This window comes from Kitasatospora sp. NPDC008050 (genome assembly GCF_042957465.1).
Lineage (GTDB): Bacteria > Actinomycetota > Actinomycetes > Streptomycetales > Streptomycetaceae > Kitasatospora.
Map to the genome: position 1 here is coordinate 166,963 of NZ_JBIBIJ010000007.1, position 20,749 is coordinate 187,711.

Annotated in this window: 6 protein-coding genes; all 6 read right to left on the minus strand. The window is 74.7% G+C overall.

Going from position 1 to position 20,749, the window contains the following annotated elements; translation table 11 throughout:
* Positions 1-35 precede the first annotated feature (35 nt).
* On the minus strand, positions 36-464 hold the full coding sequence (locus tag ACFZB9_RS16335; protein WP_391447607.1) for a hypothetical protein: 429 nt from the start codon (positions 462-464) through the stop codon (positions 36-38).
* Between the two features lie 126 nt (positions 465-590).
* On the minus strand, positions 591-1,682 hold the full coding sequence (locus tag ACFZB9_RS16340; protein ID WP_391447609.1) for an alpha/beta hydrolase: 1,092 nt from the start codon (positions 1,680-1,682) through the stop codon (positions 591-593).
* 41 nt (positions 1,683-1,723) lie between these two features.
* Positions 1,724-2,497, minus strand: coding sequence for a 2-oxo acid dehydrogenase subunit E2 (locus tag ACFZB9_RS16345; RefSeq protein WP_391447611.1), 774 nt, complete (start codon positions 2,495-2,497; stop codon positions 1,724-1,726).
* Positions 2,494-4,020, minus strand: coding sequence for an FAD-dependent monooxygenase (locus ACFZB9_RS16350; protein WP_391447613.1), 1,527 nt, complete (start codon positions 4,018-4,020; stop codon positions 2,494-2,496). Before ACFZB9_RS16350 ends, ACFZB9_RS16345 begins: the two co-directional genes overlap by 4 nt.
* Positions 4,021-4,138: 118 nt before the next feature.
* On the minus strand, positions 4,139-8,839 hold the full coding sequence (locus ACFZB9_RS16355) for a type I polyketide synthase (RefSeq protein WP_391448060.1): 4,701 nt from the start codon (positions 8,837-8,839) through the stop codon (positions 4,139-4,141).
* 112 nt (positions 8,840-8,951) lie between these two features.
* Positions 8,952-20,711, minus strand: a complete 11,760-nt coding sequence (locus tag ACFZB9_RS16360) for an SDR family NAD(P)-dependent oxidoreductase (protein WP_391448062.1) — start codon at positions 20,709-20,711, stop codon at positions 8,952-8,954.
* Between the last annotated feature and the right edge of the window lie 38 nt (positions 20,712-20,749).

The following is a 20,749-nucleotide window of genomic DNA, read 5'->3' on the forward strand; positions in this document are numbered from 1 at the left end:
CGGCAGTCGCCGGCCGGGCCCAGTGGCCGGGACGTTCAGTCCTGCAGCGCGATCTCGGTGGTGAACACCGTGGTGGTGGCATCCTCACGGCCCACGATGGTCAGCGAGCGGGTGCCGATCTTGCCCCGGTAGCGGCCGCTGATGCCGAAGGCCCGGGTGATCTGCGGCTCGCCCTTGATGATCGACTCCAGGTCGACGATGCCGCTCCAGTACACCGAGCCGTCCTCGAACTCGTCGGTGCCGGTGACCCGCTGCTTGACCCGCTGGTCCGCCGGGTCCAGGTAGACCAGGGCGAAGCCCTCGACGGTGCTGCCGAGCTGCTTGCCGTCGGCGTCCAGCAGCTCGCAGTGGAAGGTCACGGCGGTGCCGGGGCCCTCCTTGCCGCTCTCCGGCAGGTGCATCTGGATGTGCGAGACCTCCTTGAGGCCGGTGAAGCGGATTTCCTTGCTGGTGTCGCCGGACATGGCGCCTCCTGGGCAGGGGTGTGGTGTCGGAAAGGGAAGGGGAAGCAGCAGGAGTCTGGCGGCCGGTGCTTAAGGCGGCACAAAGCCGGCCGACGCATCGTCGACCGGCTCTTGCGGGTGGGTGGCTCAGCGCCCGGCCGGCAGCCCCGCGCGCAGCCGGGCCGCGGTGTAGGCGAGCGAGAGGGCCAGCCGCTGCGGACCGTGCACCCCGCGCATCCGCAGCAGCTCCCGGGCGGACCAGAACCGGCTCTCCGCCACATGGCCGGGCGCCGCGTGCACGTCGTCGTGTTCGAGCACCCGCAGCTGCCGCAGCTGTCGGCGCAGCAGCCGCACGTCCGCCTGCGGCACGATCTCGTCGCGGGCGCTGGCCACGTAGGAGACCGGGATGTCGAGGGCGGCCAGCCGCTCGGCGGGCAGCGCCCAGTGGCCCAGCTCCGCCAGCGGAACGCCGGTCAGGTGGGCCATGGTGTCCGCCGTGATCCGCGGGATCCGCCGCTGCCAGCCGGTGTCGGTGAAGAACGCGCTGACCGGCGCGCCCGCCGTGACCACGCCCCGGATCCGGGTGTCGTCCATCGCGCAGCGCAGCGCCAGGTGGCCGCTGAAGCTGAGCGCCAGCGCGTAGCTGTGCGCCACGTCGGCCCGGTCGGCCAGGGCGTCCAGCAACCCGGACAGGAAGCGGTGGCTCTTCTCGTCGTAGGGCACCTGGTTCTCCCCGATGCCCGGCAGGTCGACCACCACGGCCGCCAGACCGAGGCGGCCGAAGACCGGCAGGCTGGGTGCCCACTGCTCCTTGACGCTCACGTTGCCGCCCATCAGCACCAGCAGCGGACGGCGCTCGGCGGCCGACAGCCCGGACTGCCAGCAGCCGACCCGCCGGCCCTCGATCTCGACCTCCAGCCGCTCGATGGGCCGGCCCGAGCCGGCCCGCCAGCGCTCGAAGGCGGTGATCGCCCGCTCGGCCGCCTCCCGGCGGGCGGCCGAGCCGGTGAACGGGAACCGCGCCATGATGTAGTGCCGACAGGCCTGGAGGTACTCGCCGCGTCCTTCGAGCAGCGCCGCCTCATGGCTCCACTCGCCGGTCCACGAGCCGGGGCCCTGGCCGTCGGTGGAGATCCGCGCCAGCACCCGGCCGACGTCCGGGATCTGCTGGCCCTTGGCGTGCACGCCGACGAACTGCTTCAACTCCTCGACGCTGTTCGTCACTTCGCTGTTCGTCACTTCGCTGTTCCTCGCTTCGCTGTTCCTCGCTTCGCCGTTCATCAGGTCTCCTCCCCGGGGTCGGTGAACCCCTCCAGGGCGCCCTTGAGCTCGCCCAGCACGTCAGCGCCCTCGGCGCCGTCGATCACCCGGTGGTCGAAGGTGAGCGAGAGCCGCATCACCGGCGCGATCGCCAACTGCCCGGCGCGCACCACGGGCCGCTCGGTGATCCGGCCCAGGCCCAGCGTGATGGTGGCCCCGCCCACCGAGTAGAAGCCGTCCACCGGGCGGTGCCCCAGCGAGGTCACCGCGAAGGTGCCGAACGCCCGCGCCCGCCGGCTCAACGGGCGCACCCCGAGCCGGAACAGCAGCCCGCCCAGCGGCCACGGCAGCCGTTGCAGCAGCCGGGTCGGGGCGAACTCCGGCAGCACCGCCGGATCGCCGTCGCGGAAGTGCTCCACCCGCTGCTGGATCTCCGCCAGGGTGGCGCGCTGCAGATCGGGCAGCACCGTGGAGATCACGACCCGCTGCCCGTTCATTGTCCGGTCCAGGGTGAACTTGCCGTTCACCGACGGGTAGTGGGCCACCCGCGGGAGGCGGCGGCCGCGCATCGCGGCGTTCGCCTCCGGGTGGGCGGCCAGCACCCGGGCGGCCGTGAAGAGCACATAGCTGACCACGGAGTACTTGTGCACGGTCTCCCGGTGGCCCACCACCGCGGTCATGTCGACCTCGGTGTCCAGGAAGACCGGGGAGATCGCCCGCACCTCCCGCAGGAAGTGCAGGGTGGGCCGCCGCTCACGGGCGACGGGGCCGATCCGGCCCGGCCCGCTGCTCACTTCGCCCCCGCCGCGGCCGTGGTGGGGACGGGGAGGGGCGCGCCGAACCAGGTGCTGAGCGCCGCGCGCAGCCCGGCGTCCGGCTCCTTCGCACCCTCCAGCGGCCCGGCCCAGGCCACCCGGCCGTCCGGGCGCAGCAGCACCACCGGCGCCGCGATCTCCGCCGCGGGCTCGGCCGTCACCACGCGGACCCGGTCCTGCCAGCCCGCCAGATCGGGCAGCGCCACCGTGCCGTCCGACAGATCGAGCAGCACGCCGCGGGCCGGGTGCAGGGTGCGCGCCACGGTGGTGGGGCCCTGCTCCGTCACCAGCTCGGCGTTGACCAGCCGGCGGCCCAGCAGCGGATGCCCCGGGACCTCCGGGCTGTTGCCGGGGTAGGTCACCCCGAGTCCACAACTGAGCTCGACCAGATAGGAGTTGACCTCCGGCAGCTTGACCAGCTCGCCGAACAGCTCGCGCAGCGGGCCGATCCGGTCCACCGGGTGGGTCAGCGCCACCTGGGCCCGGCTGGTCAGCACCGAGCGGGCGCCGACCGGGTGCCGCTCGGCGTGGTAGCTGTCCAGCAGCGCCTGCCCGGCCTGCCCGGTCACGGCGGCGGCCAGCTTCCAGCCCAGGTTGATCGCGTCCTCCAGGCCGCTGTACAGCGCCATGCCGCTGAGCGGGAACTGGACATGGGCCGCGTCGCCGGCCAGGAAAACGTCGCCCTTGCGGTACTGCTCGGCCTGCTTGTTGACGTTGTACCAGCGCAGCAGCCAGCGGGTGCGGCCGGTGGTCATCGGCCGCCCGGTCATCCGCTCGGCCAGCGCCCGCAGTTCGGCCAGGGTCGGCTCCTGCTCGCGGCTGGGCGGCTCGGCACCGAACTCGCCCAGTGCGATCCGCAGCACGTTCTCGCCCACCGGCGAGAGCATGTAGGGGCCGAACGGTGTCTGCTCGGGGCCCAGGTGCTGCATCAGCTCGTCGCCCGGCTCCACCTCCAGGTCGCCGATCAGGCCGTGGAACGGCAACTCCTCGCCGGTGAACGCGATACCGGCAAGCGTGCGGACGGTGCTGTCCGAGCCGTCGCAGCCCACCAGGTAGCGCCCGGCCACCGTGCTGCTCCGGCCGGTGGCGGTCTCCCGCACGGTGACCTCGACGCCTGTCGCGCGCTGGAGCAGACCGGTGATCTCCTGGCCGCGCCGGATCTCCGCGCCCAGCTTCAGCGCGTACTGCGCCAGCCGCCGCTCCACGTTGGACTGCCCGACGATCAGGGTGGAGCTGTGCCGCTCGGGCAGCGCGGCCGGGTCCAGCGGGTAGCCGGCGAACATCGCCAGCGGCCACTCGAAGCCGTCGGCCCGGATCGCCGCCATCACCTCGCGCTGGTCCAGGATCTCCACCGTGCCGGCGTTGAGCGCCGAGCCGAGCGACTCCTCGCGCGGGTGCGCCAGCCGCTCCAGGACGACGGTCTCCACGCCCAGCAGGCGCAGCTCGCAGGCGAGCAGCAGGCCCACCGGGCCGGCCCCGGCGATGACCACGGGGTTGTTCATCGGTAACTCCTCTGGGATGACAGGACGGTGGGGCTCATGGGGCGGTTGGTCGTCATTGGGCGGTTGGTCACTGGGCGGTTGGTCGTCACTGGCCAGTTGGTCACTGGGTGGTTGCTCGTCACCGGGCGGGGGCGAGCGCGTCGGACAGGGTGTCCAGCAGCGCGCGGGCCAGGTCGAGCAGGGTGGGCTGGTCGTAGATCAGCGCGGGCGTCAGCTCGATACCGGCCTCCCGGGTGCGGGTGACCAGCTCCATCGCGGTGAGCGAGGAGAAGCCGAGGTCCATCAGGTCGGCGTCGGCGCTGACCTGCTCGCCGGCGGCCAGGCCGAGCACCAGGGCGACCTCGGCGCGCAGATGGGACAGCAGGATCGCCGGCCGCTGCTCGCCGGGCGCGGCGATCAGCCGCTCCAGCACCGAGGCGCCCGCCGGCTCGGCGGCGGCCGGCCCGGACAGCGCCGCGAAGGCCGCCCTGGCCTGCGGGATCTCCTCGAAGAACCGTGCGGACGCGGGGAGTTGCCCGGCCAGCACCGGCCAGTCGAAGTCGGCCACCAGCAGGCGGCCCGCGCCCGGCTCGCCGCGCCGGTGCAGCTGCTCCAGCACCGAACGGGGCGACAGCGCGCGCAGGCCCGTGCCCTCGGCGCCCGGCCCGGCCCACGGGCCGCAGCAGAGCGCCAGCGCGGCCTCGCCGACCGCCTGGCGCTGCGCGGCGAGCGCCTCGTGGCAGGCGCTCAGCGCGGCACCCGCGGCGGCGTCGGGGCCGCCGAAGGCCCCGGCCGGCTCGCTGACCAGGACGAAGGCCGACAGCCGGGCGCCGCGGGTCAGGCCGTCCAGGTTCACCGCGGCGCTGCGCCGGCTGCCGTCCTCTCCGGCGGCGGCCGGGTCGACTGCCGCCGGGGCGAGGTGGATCACGCCGTCCAGCGGGTGTTCGGCCGGCACGGCGTCCAGTACGGCGGCCAGCGCCTCGCGGTCCGCCAGATCACAGACGGCGACAGTCAACTTGGCGCCCAGTTCGGTCAGTTCGGCCTCCAGATCGGCCGGGTGGGGCTGTGCTCCGGCGCTCGGCGGCACGGTCAGCAGCAGGTGCCGGGCGCCGTGCGCGGCCAGCCAGCGGGCCGTCTCCCGCCCGGCCTCGGTGGCGCCGCCGGTGACCAGCACGGTGCCGGCCGGCGTCCAGTGCCCGGCGTCCGGCCCGGCGCCGAGCGGCTGCAACCGCCGGGCCAGCAGGCCGCCTTGACGCAGCGCCAGCTGGTCCTCGCCGGTCGCGCCCGCCAGCACCGCCGACAGGCGCCGCTCGCCCGCCGGATCCAGTACCGGCGGCAGGTCGAGCAGTCCGCCCCACTGCTCCGGGTACCGGGCAGCCAGCGCCAGCGCCTGGCTCCACAGCGCGCTCCCGCCGCCCAGCGGATCGGTGGCCGTGGCCGCCACCGCGCCCCGGGTGAGCACCCGCAGCGGCAGCCGCTCGCCGAGCGCCGCCAGCGCGGCCAGCAGCGGCTCGGCGCCGCCGCTCGCCTCGGGCGCGCGGCCCTGACGCTCGCTCGCCGGTCGTGCCGTCGCGGGCGCCGGTGCCTGCGCCTGTGCCTGCGCCGACGCCTGTGCTTCGAGCAGGATCCCGCTCAGCGGCCCGGTCTGCCGTGCGGCGGCCAGCAGCTCGCGCAGCTCCTCCTGGTCCACCGTGGCGGCCGCGGTGGTCAGTTCGGCACCGCAGCGGGTCAGCGCGGCCGCCAGCCCAGCCGGGCCGGCCGCGCGTCCGTCCGTCGCGGCTGCCGGTCCGTCCGTGCCGGTCGCCGGCCCGGGGGCGCCGAGCAGCAGCCAGTGGCCGGTGAGCGGGGGAGCGGGGGTGTCGGCGACCGGCTGCCAGCCGATCCGGTAGCCCAGCGCCGCCCGGCGGCGCAGCCCGGCCAGCGCGGGCAGCAGGGCCGCCAGGCTCTGCCGCTCCGCCTCGGAGGCGTTCAGCAGGCCCGCCAGCTCGCCGAGGTCCGCGCGCTCCACGGCGGCCCAGAAGCCGCTCTCGGCCGGCGCGGTCTGCTCGGCGGCCGGGCCCTCGGACGCCGCCACCGGCGCGAGCCAGTAGGGGCGGCGCTGGAAGGGGTAGGTGGGCAGATCGAGTTGGGCCGCCTCGCCCGGGAGGGCGTCGCTGCCCAGCACCTCGGGCCAGGCCACCGACCGGCCGCAGGTGTGCAGCGCGGCCAGCGCGGTGAGCGCGGTACCCGTCTCGGGGCGCCCGGCGCGCAGCGTGGCGGCGAGCACGGGGGCGGGCTCGGCCGGTTCGGCCGGTTCGGCCGGTTCGGCCTCGGAGCGCCTGCCCGGTTCGCCCAGGGTGTCGCGGGTGAAGGCGGTCAGCACCGGGTCGGGACCCAGCTCGACGAAGGCGTTCACCCCCGCCCGGGCCAGGGTGCGGACGGTGTCGGTGAACCGGACGGCCTGGCGGATGTGGTCGGCCCAGTAGTCCGGGGAGGTGAGCTGCTCGGTCGTCGCGAGCCGGCCGGTGACGTTGGAGACCACCGGGATCCTCGGTGCGCCGAAGGTGAGGTGGGCGGCCTCGGCGCGGAAGGCGTCGAGCACGGGGTCCATGTGCGGGGAGTGGAAGGCGTGGCTGACCTGGAGCCGCTTGGTCTTGCGGCCGAGCGCCCTGAAGTGCTCGGCGATCCGCTCGGCCGCCGCGGGATCACCCGAAATCACCGTGGAGTCGGGCGAGTTGAGTGCGGCGATGGCGACCTGCCCGGTGAGCTGCGCGCGCAGTTCGTCCTCGGTGGCCTGGATCGCGATCATCGCCCCGCCCGCCGGGGCCGACTGCATCAGCCGGGCCCGGGCGGCCACCAGCCGTGCGGCGTCCTTCAGCGACAGGACCCCGGCGAGGTGCGCGGCCGTCAGCTCGCCGACCGAGTGCCCGGCGAGGTAGTCGGGCGTCACTCCCCAGGACTCCAGCAGCCGGAAGAGCGCCGTCTCCAGGGCGAAGAGCGCGGGCTGGGTGTACCGGGTCTGGTGGAGCAACTCGTCCTGACCGAAGACCACTTCGCGCAGCGGCCGGTCGAGGTGCGGGTCCAGCTCGGTGCAGGCCGCGTCGAAGGCGGCGGCGAACGCCGGGTAGCGGGCGTGCAGTTCACCTCCCATGCCGGGGCGCTGGGCGCCCTGGCCGGTGCAGAGGAAGGCCAGCTTGCCGGGGCGCGCGACGCTCTGCACCAGGGCGGGGGCCGCCTCGCCGCGGATCAGCGCGTCCAGCGCCGGGACGAAGTCGGCCGGCTCGGCGGCCAGCACGGCGGCCCGGTGGGCGAAGTGCGTGCGGCTGCCGGCCAGCGCCCGGGCCGGCCCGGCCGGATCGAGCCCGGGCCGGTCCGCCAGCCAGCCGCGCAGCCGCACGGCCTGGTCCCGCAGCGCCGCCTCGCTCTTGCCGGACAGCACCCAGGGCACCAGCGTCGGCGGTGTCTGCGAGGCGGGGGACGGCGGTGTCTGCGCGGTGGGGTCCGAGGGCGCCTGCGGCGCGGCCTCCAGGATCACATGCGCGTTGGTGCCGCTGATCCCGAAGGAGGAGACCGCCGCCCGGCGCGGGCCCTCGCCCGCCGGCCAGGGCACCGGCTCGGTGAGCAGCCGCACCGCGCCCGACTCCCAGTCCACCTGCGGAGTCGGCCGGTCCACGTGCAGCGTCCTGGGCAGCAGGCCGTGCCGCATCGCCTGCACCATCTTGATCACCCCGGCCACGCCCGCGGCCGCCTGGGTGTGGCCGATGTTGGACTTGACGGAGCCGAGCCACAGCGGCCGGTCCGCCGGGCGGTCCTGTCCGTAGGTGGCCAGCAGGGCCTGGGCCTCGATCGGGTCGCCGAGCGTGGTGCCGGTGCCGTGCGCCTCCACCGCGTCGACCTCGGCCGGGGTGAGCAGCGCGCCGGCCAGCGCCTGGCGGATCAGCCGCTCCTGGGAGGGGCCGTTGGGCGCGGTCAGGCCGTTGCTGGCGCCGTCCTGGTTGACCGCCGAGCCGCGGATGACGCCCAGCACCGGGTGCCCGTTCGCCTCGGCGTCCGCCAGGCGCTCCAGCAGCAGGACGCCGCCGCCCTCGCCCCAGCCGGTGCCGTCGGCGGCCGCCGCGAAGGACTTGCAGCGGCCGTCCGGCGCCAGGCCGCGCTGGCGGCTGAACTCGATGAACACCCCCGGGGTCGCCATCACCGTGACCCCGGCGGCCAGCGCCAGGGTGGACTCGCCGCGCCGCAGCGACTGGCAGGCCAGGTGCATCGCGACCAGCGAGGAGGAACAGGCGGTGTCGATGGTGACCGCCGGGCCCTCCAGACCGAAGGTGTAGGCCACCCGGCCCGAGGCCAGGCTGCCCGCGCTGCCGGTGCCCAGCAGGCCCTCGGCCTCCTGCGGGATCCGGTGCATCAGGCGGCCGCCGTAGTCGTCGTACATCACGCCCGCGAAGACGCCCACCGGGGTGCCGCCGACCGAGGCCGGCACGATGCCGGCCCGCTCGAAGGCCTCCCAGGCCAGTTCGAGCAGCAGTCGCTGCTGGGGGTCGATGGCGGCCGCCTCGCGCGGGCTGATCCCGAAGAAGGCGGGGTCGAACTGGTCGGCGTCGTAGAGGAAGCCGCCCTCGCGGGCGTAGCAGGTGCCGGGGTGGTCCGGGTCCGGGTGGTAGAGCTCGGCCAGCGGCCAGCCGCGGCCGCCGGGGAAGCCCGAGACGGTGTCGGTGCCCTCGCTGACCAGCTGCCACAGGTCCTCGGGGGAGCGCACGCCGCCCGGGTAGCGGCAGCTCATGCCGATGATCGCCACCGGCTCGCGGTCCGCCGACTCCGCCTGCCGCAGCTTCTGCCGGGTCTGCTTGAGGTCGGCGGTCACCCACTTGAGGTAGTCGACGAGCTTCTCCTCCTTGCTCATGGCCGTCGTCGGCTGCTGGTTGTCGGATGCGGTGTGCGTCATGAGCCTGGACCCTTCTGGGAGCCGGTGAACGTCATTGCAGGGCCCGTCCCAACTCCCGGTCGATGAAGTCGAACACCTCGTCGGCGGTGGCCGAGTCGAGCTCGTCCTCGCCGCCGGGGCCCGCCGGGGCGGCGGCCTCGTCCAGCCGGGCCAGCAGGGTGCGCAGCCGCACGGTGATCTGGGCCCGGCCGGTGCTCTCCGGCGCCATGCCGAGCAGGTCGGCCTCCAGCCGGGCCAGCTCCGCCAGCGCGTCCCGCTCGCCGGGCGAGCCGCCCAGCTTGGCCAGCAGGTACTCGGTGAGCGCGGCGGCGGTGGGGTGGTCGAAGACCAGCGTGGCGGGCAGCTTCACCCCGGCGTCGGCGGCCAGCCGGTTGCGGAACTCGACCGCGGTGAGCGAGTCGAAGCCCAGCTCCTGGAAGCGGCGGTCGGGATCGATCGCCTCCGCCCCGCGGTGACCGAGCACGGCGGCGACATGGCCGCGCACGGTGGCCAGGATCAGGCCGGGCCGCTCCTCGGGCGCCAGCTGGGCCAGCCGCTCGGGCAGCCCGGTGCCGCTCCCACCGGCCCGGCGGGCGGGCACCGGCACCAGGCCGCGCAGCACGGCGGGCAGCAGGTCGGCGGCCGCCTGGCGGCGCAGCACCGGGAGGTTGAGCCTGGCGGTGACATAGGCCGCCCGGCCACCGGCCAGCGCGGCGTCCAGCAGGTCCAGCGCCTGAGCGGTCGGCATCGCGGCCAGGCCGCCGCGGGACAGCCGGGCCAGGTCGGCCTGCGCCAACTCGCCGGTCAGCCCGCTGCCTTCCTCCCACAGCCCCCAGGCCAGCGACATCGCGGGACGTCCCGCCGCCCGCCGGTACTCGGCCAGCGCGTCGAGGAAGACGTTGGCGGCCGCGTAACTGGCCTGGCCCGGGTTGCCGAGGGTGCCCGCCAGCGAGGAGAAGAGCACGAAGGCCGTCAGGTCCAGGTGCTCGGTGAGCCGGTGCAGGTTCCAGGCCGCGTCCACCTTGGGCCGCAGCACGGCGGCCAGCCGGGCGGGGGTGAGCGAGGGCAGCGTGCCGTCGTCCAGCACGCCCGCCGCGTGGATCACGGCGCGGACCGGGTGTGCCGCCGGGACGGCCGCGAGCACCTCGGCCAGCACCGCCGGGTCGGCCGCGTCGCAGGCGGCGACGGTCACCTCGGCACCCAGCGCCCGGAGTTCGGCGGCCAGCTCGGGCGCCCCCGGGGCCGCCGGGCCGCGCCGGCTCAGCAGCAGCAGCCGCCGCACGCCGTAGCGGGCGATCAGATGACGGGCCGTCAGAACAGCCAGGGTGCCGGTGCCGCCGGTGATCAGCACGGTGCCGTCGGGGCCGAACGGGGGTGTGGCGGCCTGCTGTTCGGCCGTGTCGTCGGCTGCTTCCTCGGTCGGCTCGGTGGTCGGATCAGTGGTCGGATCGGGGGTCGGCTCGGTGGTGGCTCGGACGACCCGGGGCACCTTGAGGGTGCCGGCCCGCAGCAGCAACTGCGACTCCTCCCCGGCCAGGGCGCCCGGCAGCGCGCGGTAGGAGTCGGGCTCGCCGTCGTGGTCGAGCAGCACCAGGCGGTCGGGGTTCTCCGACTGCGCGGCGCGCAGCAGGCCCCAGAGTGCGGCGGCGCCCAGATCCCGCAGCTCGCCGGAGCCCGGCGCCGCGCCCGAGGTGGCGATCAGCAGCCGGTGCTCGGACAGCTCCGGAGTGGCGAGGAACTCCTTGACCAGGACGAGCAGTTGCTCGGTGAGCGCGTGCGCCCGGGCCACCGGGTCCGCGCCGTCCGCCGCCGGGGCCACCGGTTCGCCCCAGGCGTGGGCGTCGAGCCCGGCCGCCTGGAGCGCGGCCACCAGGTCGGCGGATCCGATGACGGACCAGGGGCCGGTGGCCGGTCCGGTGGCGGAGCTGGTGAGCGCTGCTACGGGCGACGTCCAGCGGACCAGGTGCAGCGGGTCGCGACGGGCGGTGCGCACCGAGGCGAGCTGTTCGGGCGTGATCGGACGCAGCGTCAGTGAGTCGATGGTGGCCACGGGTTGGCCGTTGCCGTCGCCGATCCGAAGCGCGACCTCGCGGGGCCCGGCCGGGGTGATCCGCACCCGCAGAGCCTGGGCGGCGACGGTGTGCAGGGCGACGCCGGTCCAGTTGAAGGGGAGCTGGACACCGGCGTCGGCCCCGGCACCCTCGGCACCCTCGGCGGTGAAGGCGATGGCGTGCAGCGCGGCGTCCAGCAGGGCGGGGTGGATGCCGAAGCCGTCCCCGGTCGCCTCCGGCGGCAGCGCCACCTCGGCCAGCACGCTCTTCCCGCTGCGCCAGGCGCGGCGCAGGCCCTGGAAGCTGGGCCCATAGGTCAGGCCGGCCGCCGTGAGGTCCTGGTACACCTCGGCGAGGTCGACCGGCACCGCGCCGGCCGGCGGCCAGAGCTCGGACTCCGCGACGGGCGGTGGAGCCGCGTGGGCGAGGGTGCCGTTGGCGTGCCGGGTCCAACTCTCGTCCCGGTCCGGGCCGATGCGGCGGGAGTGCACGGTGATGGCGCGGCGGTCGTCCGCATCCGGGGCGTCCACCCGGACCTGGAGCTGGGCGGTCTCCTCCTCGGCCAGGGTGAGGGGCGCCTCCAGGGTGAGGTCCTCCAGCCGGGCGCAGCCGGCCACGGTGGCGGCCTGCAGGGCGAGTTCGATGAAGGCGGTGCCGGGGAGCAGGACGGTGTCCAGGACGGCGTGGTCGCTGAGCCAGGGGTGGCGGGCGTGGGCGAGCGTGCCGGTGAGGAGGTGAGTGCCGTCGGGGAGGGTGGTGGTGGCGGTGAGGATGGGGTGGTCGAGGGGGTGCAGACCGGTGCTGGTGAGGTCGGTGGCGGCGGTGGTGTGCAGCCAGTAGGGCTGGTGTTGGAAGGCGTAGCTGGGGAGTTCGACGGGCTTGGTGGTGGCGGGGAGGAGGGTGGTCCAGGTGATGGGGGTGCCGGTGGTGTGGGCTTGGGCGGCGGAGGTGAGCAGGCGGGTGAGGTTGCCGTGGTCGCGGCGCAGGGTGCCGATGGCGTGGCCGGTGCCGTCGAGGGTGTCCTCGATGGGGGTGGTGAGGACGGGGTGGGGGCTGGTTTCGATGAAGGTGGTGTGGCCGGTGGTGGCGAGGGTGCGGATGGTTTCTTCGAAGCGGACGGTGGTGCGCAGGTTGGTGTACCAGTAGTCGGCGGTGAGGGTGGTGGTGTCGATGGTCTCGGTGGTGACGGTGGAGGCGAAGGGGATGGTCGACGGTTGGGGTTGGATGTCGGCGAGGTCGGCGAGGAGTTGTGCGCGGATGGGTTCGACCTGGGCGGAGTGGGAGGCGTAGTCGACGGGGATGGTGCGGGCGCGGATGCCTTGCTTCTTGCAGTGGTCGACCACGGTGTGCACGGCGGTGGCGGTGCCGGCGATGACGGTGCTGGTGGGGCCGTTGATGGCGGCGATGCTGACGTTGCCGTCGTGTTCGGTGAGGAGGGGTTCGACCTGGGTGGCGGGGAGCGGGATGCTGGCCATGGTGCCGGTGCCGGCGAGATCGGTGGCGATCGCCTTGCTGCGTAGGGTGACGATGCGGGCGGCGTCGTCGAGGGTGAGGGCTCCGGCGATGTGGGCGGCGGCGATCTCGCCTTGGGAGTGGCCGATGACGGCGTCGGGGTGGATGCCGAGGGATTGCCAGGTGCGGGCCAGTGAGACCATGATCGCGAAGAGGGCGGGTTGCACGACGTCGACGCGTTCCAGCGAGGGGGCGTCCGGTTTCTGGTGGAGCAGGTCGAGCAGTGACCAGCCGGTGTGGTGGGCCAGGGCCTCGGCGCAGGCGTCGATGTGCTGGCGGAAGACCGGTGATTCGTCGAGGAGTTGGCGGGCCATGCCGTCCCACTGGGACCCCTGGCCGGGGAAGACGAAGACCACCTTGCCAGGTCGGTCCGCCACCCCCTGCACCGCCTCGGCGGTGGCCAGTCCGTCGGCCAACTGCCGCAGGCCCGAGACGAGTTCATCGCTGTCCCGGCCGATCACCACAGCCCGTCGTGCGTGCTGCGTGCGGGTGGCCAAGCCATGGGCGGCAGCGGCGAGTTGCAGGTCGGGGTGCTCGGCCAGGTGGGCGGCGAGCCGCCGGGCCTGCTCGCGCAGCGCGGGCTCGGTCTTCGCCGAGAGCAGCAGCGGCACGACGGCCGGGGCCGGCCCGTCCACCGTGGCCGCACTGTCCGGTGCGGCCTCCAGGATGATGTGCGCGTTCGTCCCGCTGATGCCGAAGGAGGAGACAGCCGCCCGGCGCGGGTGGCCGGTCTCCGGCCACGGCAGCGTCTCGGCGAGCGGTGCCACCGCGCCGACCGTCCAGTCCACGTGTGTGGTCGGCGCGTCCAGGTGCAGGATCTTCGGCAGCAGGCCATGGCGCATCGCCTGCACCATCTTGATCACACTGGCCATGCCGGCCGCCGCCTGGGTGTGGCCGATGTTGGACTTGATGGAGCCGAGCCAGAGCGGCTGTTCGGTGGCGCGCTGCTGTCCGTAGGTGGCGAGCAGCGCCTGGGCCTCGATCGGGTCGCCGAGCGTGGTCCCGGTGCCGTGCGCCTCCACGGCGTCGACCTCGTCGGGCGACAGCCGGGCGTTGGCCAGCGCGGCGCGGATCACCCGCTGCTGGGAGGGGCCGTTGGGGGCGGTCAGGCCGTTGCTGGCGCCGTCCTGGTTGACCGCCGATCCCCGGACCACCGCGAGCACCTGGTGCCCGTTGGCCCGGGCGTCGGCCAGCCGCTCCAGCAGGAGCACGCCGGCGCCCTCGCCCCAGGCGGTGCCGTCCGCCGCCGCGGCGAAGGGCTTGCAGCGCCCGTCGGGCGCCAGCCCGCGCTGGCGGCTGAACTCCACGAAGATGCCGGGCGTCGCCATCACCGTGGTGCCGCCGACCAGCGCCAGTGAGCACTCGTCGTTGCGCAGCGCCTGGGCGGCCAGGTGCAGGGCGACCAGCGAGGAGGAGCAGGCGGTGTCGACGGTCATGGCGGGACCTTCGAGCCCGAAGACATAGGAGAGCCGGCCGGAGGCGACGCTGGTGGTGGTGCCGGTCAGCAGGTAACCCTCCAGCGCCTCCGCGCTGTTCATCGCGTTCGCCGCGTACCCCTGGCCGGCCACCCCGGCGAAGACGCCGGTGCGGGTGCCGCGCAGGGTGCCGGGGGCGATGCCGGCCCGCTCCAGCGCCTCCCAGGCGACTTCGAGGAGCAGGCGCTGCTGCGGGTCCATGGCGTTGGCCTCGCGGGGGCTGATGCCGAAGAACTCGGGGTCGAACTGGTCGGCGTCGTAGACGAATCCGCCCTGGCGGGCGTAGGTCTTGCCGGCGGCCGTCGGGTCCGGGTCGTACAGCTCCTCGATGTTCCAGCCGCGCCGCTCGGGGAACTCGCCGATCGTGTCGACCCCTTCGGCGGCCACCCGCCAGAGCGCGTCCGGGCTGGTCGCGCCGCCGGGGAACCGGCAGCCCATGCCGACGATGGCGATCAGGTCCTCGTCGCCGCCACCGGCACGGGCGGGCTGCGCGGCAGCTGTCGCCGCCGCTGCGGTGCCGCCGGCCAGCAGCTCGCGCAGGTGCGCGGCCATCGCCGCGGGGGTCGGGTAGTCGAAGACCAGCGTGGTGGGCAACCGGGTGCCGACCGCCCCCGCCAGGCGGTTGCGGAACTCCACGGCGGTCAGCGAGTCGAACCCGAGCTCCTGGAAAGGGCGTTCCGGATCGATCGCCTCGGTCGCGGTGTGGCCCAGCACCGCGGCGATGTGGCCGCGGAGCAGCTCCAGCAGCAGCCGGACCTGCTCGGGCTCGGACAGCTTGGCCAGCTGCCGGGTGAGCGGCGCGCCGCCCCGCGCGCCGGCCGTCCGGCGCGCGGGGGTGCCGACCAGCCCGACCAGCAGCTCGGGGACCGCCCCCGAGCCGGCCCGCGCCCGCAGCGCGGGCAGGTGCAGGGCGAGCGGCAGCACCACCGGCTCACTCTCGGCGAGGGCCCGGTCCAGCAGGGCGAGCGCCTGCTCGGTGGCGAGCGGCAGGATGCCGGAGGCGCGCATCCGGGCCCGGTCCTGCTCGGTGAGCGAGCCGGTGATCGCGCTGCTCTCCTCCCACAGGCCCCAGCCGAGCGAGGTCGCCGGCAGGCCGGTGGACCTGCGGTGCTGGGCGAGTGCGTCGAGCCAGGTGTTGGCGGCCGCGTAGTTGCCCTGGCCGGGCGCGCCGAAGGTGCCCGCCGCCGAGGAGAACAGCACAAAGGCGGCCAGGTCCTGATGCTTCGTCAGCTCGTGCAGGTGCCAGGCGCCGACGGCCTTGGGGCGCATCACGGCGTCCAGCCGCTCCCCGGTCAGGGCGGGGATGGTGGCGTCGTCCACCACGCCCGCCGCGTGCACCACGGCGGTCAGGGGGTGCGCGGCGGGTACGGTGCTCAGCAGCGCTTCGAGGGCCGACCGGTCCGCCGCGTCGCAGCCGGCGACTGTCACCTCGGCGCCCAACGCGGACAGCTCGGTGACGAGTTGCTCGGTGCCGGGGTGCCGGGTGCTGCGCCGACCGGTCAGCAGCAGATGGCGGATGCCGTGCCGGGTGACCAGGTGCCGGGCCACCAGCGAGCCCAGGGTGCCGGTGCCGCCGGTGATCAGCACGGTCCCCTCGGGGTCGAGCGCCCGGGGGATGCTGAGCACCACCTTGCCGGTGTGCCTGGCCTGTTGGATGAAGCGGAAGGCCTGCGGAGCGTGCCGGGCGTCCAGCGCGCGCAGCGGCAGCGGCTGCAGCACACCGGCCTCGAAGAGCTCGACCAGCTCCACCAGCATCCGCTGGATGTGCGCCGGATCGGCCTCGCTCATGTCGAACGGCCGGTAGGCGAGGGCGGGGTGGAGCGCGGTCACCCGGGCCGGGTCCCGCAGGTCGGCCTTGCCCATCTCCAGGAACCGGCCGCCGGGGGCGAGCAGCCGCAGCGAGGCGTCGATGAACTCCCCGGCCAGCGAGTTGAGGACGACGTCCACCCCGGCCCCGGCGGACCGGGTGCGGAACCGCTCCTCGAAGTCCAGGGTCCGGGAGGAGGCCAGGTGGTCGTCGTCGAGGCCGAGTTCGCGCAGCACCCGCCACTTGCCCGGGCTCGCGGTGGCGAACACCTCGGCCCCCCAGTGGCGGGCCAGCTGCACGGCCGCCATGCCGACGCCGCCCGCACCGGCGTGGATCAGCACGCGCTCGCCCGGGGTGACGGTGGTCAGGTCGGTCAGCCCGTAGTAGGCGGTCAGGAAGGTGATCGGCACGGTCGCGGCCTGGGCGAAGGACCAGCCGGTGGGCATCCGGATCAGCCAGCGGTGGTCGGTCACCGCGACCGGGCCCACCGCACCGGCGACCAGACCCATCACCCGGTCGCCCGGCGCCAGCCCGGTGACGCCCGGGCCCACCTCGGTCACCACACCGGCGGCCTCGCCGCCGATCGGCGCCTGACCCGGGTAGAGGTCGAGCGCGATCAGCACGTCGCGGAAGTTGACGCCGGCCGCGCGCACGGCGAGCCGCACCTGGCCATGGGCCAGCGGGGCCACGGCGTCCGGCGCGGGGACCAGCACCAGGTGGTCCAGGGTGCCCTTCGCGCCGACGTCCAGGCGCCAGGCGGCCGGGTCCGCAGGGGCGTCGGCCTGGGTGCCGGTCGGCAGGGCGAGGGCGCCGGGGCGCTCGCCCTGCGTGAGCCGCGGAGCGAGCAACGTGCCGTCGCGCAGCGCGAGTTCGGCCCGGCTGGTGGTCAGCGCCGACGTGATGAGCTGGTAACCGGCGTCCTGGCCGTCGAGATCGAGCAGGACGAACCGGTCCGGGTTCTCCGACTGGGCGGCCCGGAGCAGACCCCAGGCGGCGGCACCGGACAGGTCCCCGGGCGCCTCCTCGGCGCCGGTCGCAACGGCTCGCTCGGTGAGCAGCGCGAGCCGGGTGGCGGCGAGACTGCGGTCGGCCAGGAACTCCTGCACCGTGGCGAGCAGTTCGGCGGTGGTGGCGATCGCGGCCGAGCCCTGGTCGGTGCCGGCCCCGGCGGCCGCTGAGGCCTGGAGCAGCAGCACGGTGGGCGGGGTTCCGGTGGCCGCGCGCAGCTCCGACAGGTCGGCGTAGTGGGCGAGTTGCCCGCCCAGTGCCGTCGCGAGCCGGGGATCGGCGCTGCCCAGCAGGGCCCAGCTCACGGCGTTCGGCGATGGTTCGCCGGGTGCGGCGACCGGCGCCCAGTCCAGCCGGTAGAGACGATCGCGCTGGGCGGCGCCTGCGGCGGCGAGCTGGTCGGCCGACACCGCGCGCAGCGAAACGGAGCCGATCGTCGCGACCGGCACGCCGTTGGCGTCGGCGATCGCCAGCGACACGGTGTCCGCGCCCTGGCCGGTGGGGGAGATCCGGACCCGGAGCCCGGGGCCGGCAGCGGCCGTCAGGCTGAGGTCCTCCCAGGAGAACGGCAGCCGGATCTGGTCGAGTTCGCCGCCGCCGTCGAGCCGGGCCGCGAGGATCGCGTGCAGCGCCGCGTCCACCAGCGCGGGGTGCAGGCCGAACGCGTCCGCGCCGGACGCGGACTCGGGGGCCAGGGCGACCTCGGCGTAGACGGTCTCGCCCGCCCGCCACGCGCCGCGCAGTGCCTGGAACGCCGGGCCGTAGACCAGGCCGAGGGCGGCGAGGTCGTCATAGAGGTGCTCGATCGCCACCGGGGAGGCATCGGCGGGCGGCCAGGCGGTGAGATCGGCGGGCTGTTCCTCGTCCGGCCGGGCCGTGTCGGCGAGCGCACCGGTCGCGTGCTTCGTCCAGCCGTCCTCCTCGCCGGCCTCGGCAGGGCGCGAGTGGATCGACAGCGGCCGGCGACCGGCCGCCTCGGGCAGACCCACCCGGACGCGGAGTTGCAGAGCCTGCTGCTCGCCGATGACCAGCGGACGGTGGAGCGTGAGCTCGTCCACCCGGAGTCCGTCCGGGCCGTCGCCCAACTGGCCGGCGACGTGCAGCGCCAGCTCCACGAAGGCGGTGCCGGGCAGCAGCACCGACCCGAGGATCTGGTGGTCGGCGAGCCAGGGCTGGCTCGCGAGCGAGATCCGGCCGGTGAACACCACTCCCTCGTCCGGGAGTTCGACGGCGGCCGCGAGCAGCGGGTGCCCGGCCGGGGCGAGACCGGCACCGGTCACGTCGGCGGGGCCGGCGCCGGCTTCCAGGGCGTAACGGCGGCGCTGGAAGGGGTAGGTGGGCAGCTCGACGGTCCGGCCGGTGGTGGGCCAGGTGACGGGGTGGCCGTGGGTGTGGAGGTGGGCGAGGGCGGTGGTGAGGGTGTGGGGTTCGGGGTGGCCGTTGCGGAGGGTGGGGATGGTGAGTGGGGTGTCGGTGAGGGTGGTGAGGACGGGGTCGGGGCCGAGTTCGAGGGTGGTGGTGACGCCGTGCTGGTGGAGGGTGCGGACGGCATCGGTGAAGCGGACGGTTTGGCGGATGTGGTCGGTCCAGTAGCCGGGGGAGGTGAGGGGGTGGGTGGTGGCGAGCTCGGAGACGATGGGGATCTTCGGCTCGTGGTAGGTGAGTTGGGCGGCCTCGGCGTGGAACTCGTCGAGGATGGGCTCCATGTGGGGGGAGTGGAAGGCGTGGCTGACGTGGAGGTGTTTGGTTTTGCGGCCGAGGGTCTTGAAGTGGTCGGCGATCTGCTGGGCTTGGGTGGGGTCGCCGGAGATGACGGTGGAGTCGGGGGAGTTGAGGGCGGCGATGGAGACCTGTGGGGTGAGGTGTTCGCGCAGTTCGTCTTCGGTGGCTTGGATGGCGATCATGGCGCCGCCGGTGGGGGCGGATTGCATGAGGCGGGCGCGTGCGGCGACCAGGCGTGCGGCGTCCGGTAGGGAGAGGATGCCGGCGACGTGGGCGGCGGTGAGTTCGCCGATGGAGTGGCCGGCGAGGTAGTCGGGTGTGACGCCGCGGCTCTCCAGGAGCCGGTACAACGCGGTTTCGAGGGCGAAGAGGGCGGGCTGGGTGTAGCGGGTCTGGTGCAGCAGGTTCTCGTTGTCGAAGACGATCTCGCGTAGTGGCTGTTCCAGGTGGGGGTCGAGTGCGGCGCAGGCTTCGTCGAAGGCGGCGGTGAAGACCGGTTCGGTGTGGTGGAGTTCGCGTCCCATGCCGAGGCGTTGGGCGCCTTGTCCGGTGAAGAGGAAGGCGAGTTTGCCGTTGTGTGCGGTGCCTTGGACAAGGTTTCGGGAGGTCCGCTGTTCGGTCAGGGCGTCGAGTCCGGTGAGCAGGTCTTCGCGGGTGTCGCCCAGGATGACCGCGCGGTGCTGGAACTGGGCCCGCCCGGTGGCGAGGGTGAGCGCAACGTCGGCCAGGCCGACTTCCTGGTCGTCCGCGATCAGCGAGCGCAGCCGGGCGGCCTGCTCGCGCAGCGCGTCCTCGGTCTTGGCGGAGAGCAGCAGCGGGGCGACGGTGTCGTCACAGGGCGCTGCCTCGGTCGCCGGGGCGGCCTCCAGGATGATGTGGGCGTTGGTGCCGCTGATGCCGAAGGAGGAGACGGCTGCCCGGCGCGGCCGCCCGGTTTCCGGCCAGGGGCGGGCCTCGGTGAGCAGCTCCACCGCGCCCGCCGACCAGTCGACGTGCGGGGTCGGCTCGTCCACGTGCAGCGTCTTCGGCAGCAGGCCGTGCCGCATCGCCTGGACCATCTTGATCACCCCGCCGATCCCGGCGGCGGCCTGGGCATGCCCGATGTTCGACTTGATGGAGCCGAGCCAGAGCGGCTGCCCGGCGGCGGCGCGCTGCTGTCCGTAGGTGGCGAGCAGGGCCTGGGCCTCGATCGGGTCGCCGAGCGTGGTCCCGGTGCCGTGTGCCTCCACGGCGTCGACCTCGTCGGGCGACAGCCGGGCGTTGGCCAGCGCGGCGCGGATCACCCGCCGTTGGGAGGGGCCGTTCGGCGCGGTGAGGCCGTTGCTGGCGCCGTCCTGGTTGACCGCCGAGCCGCGGATCACCGCCAGCACGGGGTGTCCGGCCGCCTGCGCGTCGGAGAGCCGCTCCAGCAGCAGCATGCCGACGCCCTCGGCGAAGCCCGTCCCGTCGGCCGCCGCCGCGAAGGCTTTGCAGCGGCCGTCGGGGGCCAGCCCGCGCTGCCGGCTGAACTCGACGAAGACGTTGGGCGTGCCCATCACCGTCACGCCGCCGGCCAGCGCCATCGTGCACTCGCCGCCGCGCAGCGAGCCGGCGGCCAGGTGGAGGGCGACCAGCGAGGAGGAGCAGGCGGTGTCGATGCTGACGGCCGGCCCCTCCAGCCCGAGCGCGTAGGCGACTCGCCCGGAGGTCACGCTGGGCGCGCTGCCGGTGCCGATGTAGCCGTCGACGCCCTCCAGCCGGTCGGGCAGGTCGCGCAGGTAGTCCTGGCCGCTGGTGCCGACGAAGACACCGGTCCGACTGCCGCGGACGGCGTCGGGGCGCAGCCCGGCCCGTTCGAAGGTCTCCCAGGCGGTCTCCAGCAGCAGCCGCTGCTGGGGGTCCATCGCGGCGGCCTCGCGCGGGCTGATCTCGAAGAAGTCGGCGTCGAAGTGGTCCACGGCCGGCAGGAAGGCGCCGGCCCGGGAGTACGTCTTCCCGCTGCGCTCGGGGTCCGGGTCGTAGAGGTCGTCGAGTCGCCAGCCGCGGTCGGCCGGGAACTCGCCGACCGCGTCGACGCCGTCGGCGACCAGCCGCCACAGCCCGTCCGGTGTGCTGACCCCGCCGGGGAACCGGCAGGCCATGCCCACCACCGCGATCGGCTCGCTGTCCCGGGCCTCGGCGTCGCGCAGTCGGCGGTTGGCCTGCCGCAGGTCGGCCGTCGCGCGCTTCAGGTACTCGCGCAGCTTCTCCTCGTTCACGTTCAACGCGAGATCCCTTCTGGTGGCTGGTGTGGTGG

Bases quoted from the DNA above. Each gene is read 5' to 3' on its own strand.
- ACFZB9_RS16335 (WP_391447607.1), bottom strand. From the start codon at position 464: ATGTCCGGCGACACCAGCAAGGAAATCCGCTTCACCGGCCTCAAGGAG.
- ACFZB9_RS16350 (WP_391447613.1), bottom strand. From the start codon at position 4,020: ATGAACAACCCCGTGGTCATCGCCGGGGCCGGCCCGGTGGGCCTGCTG.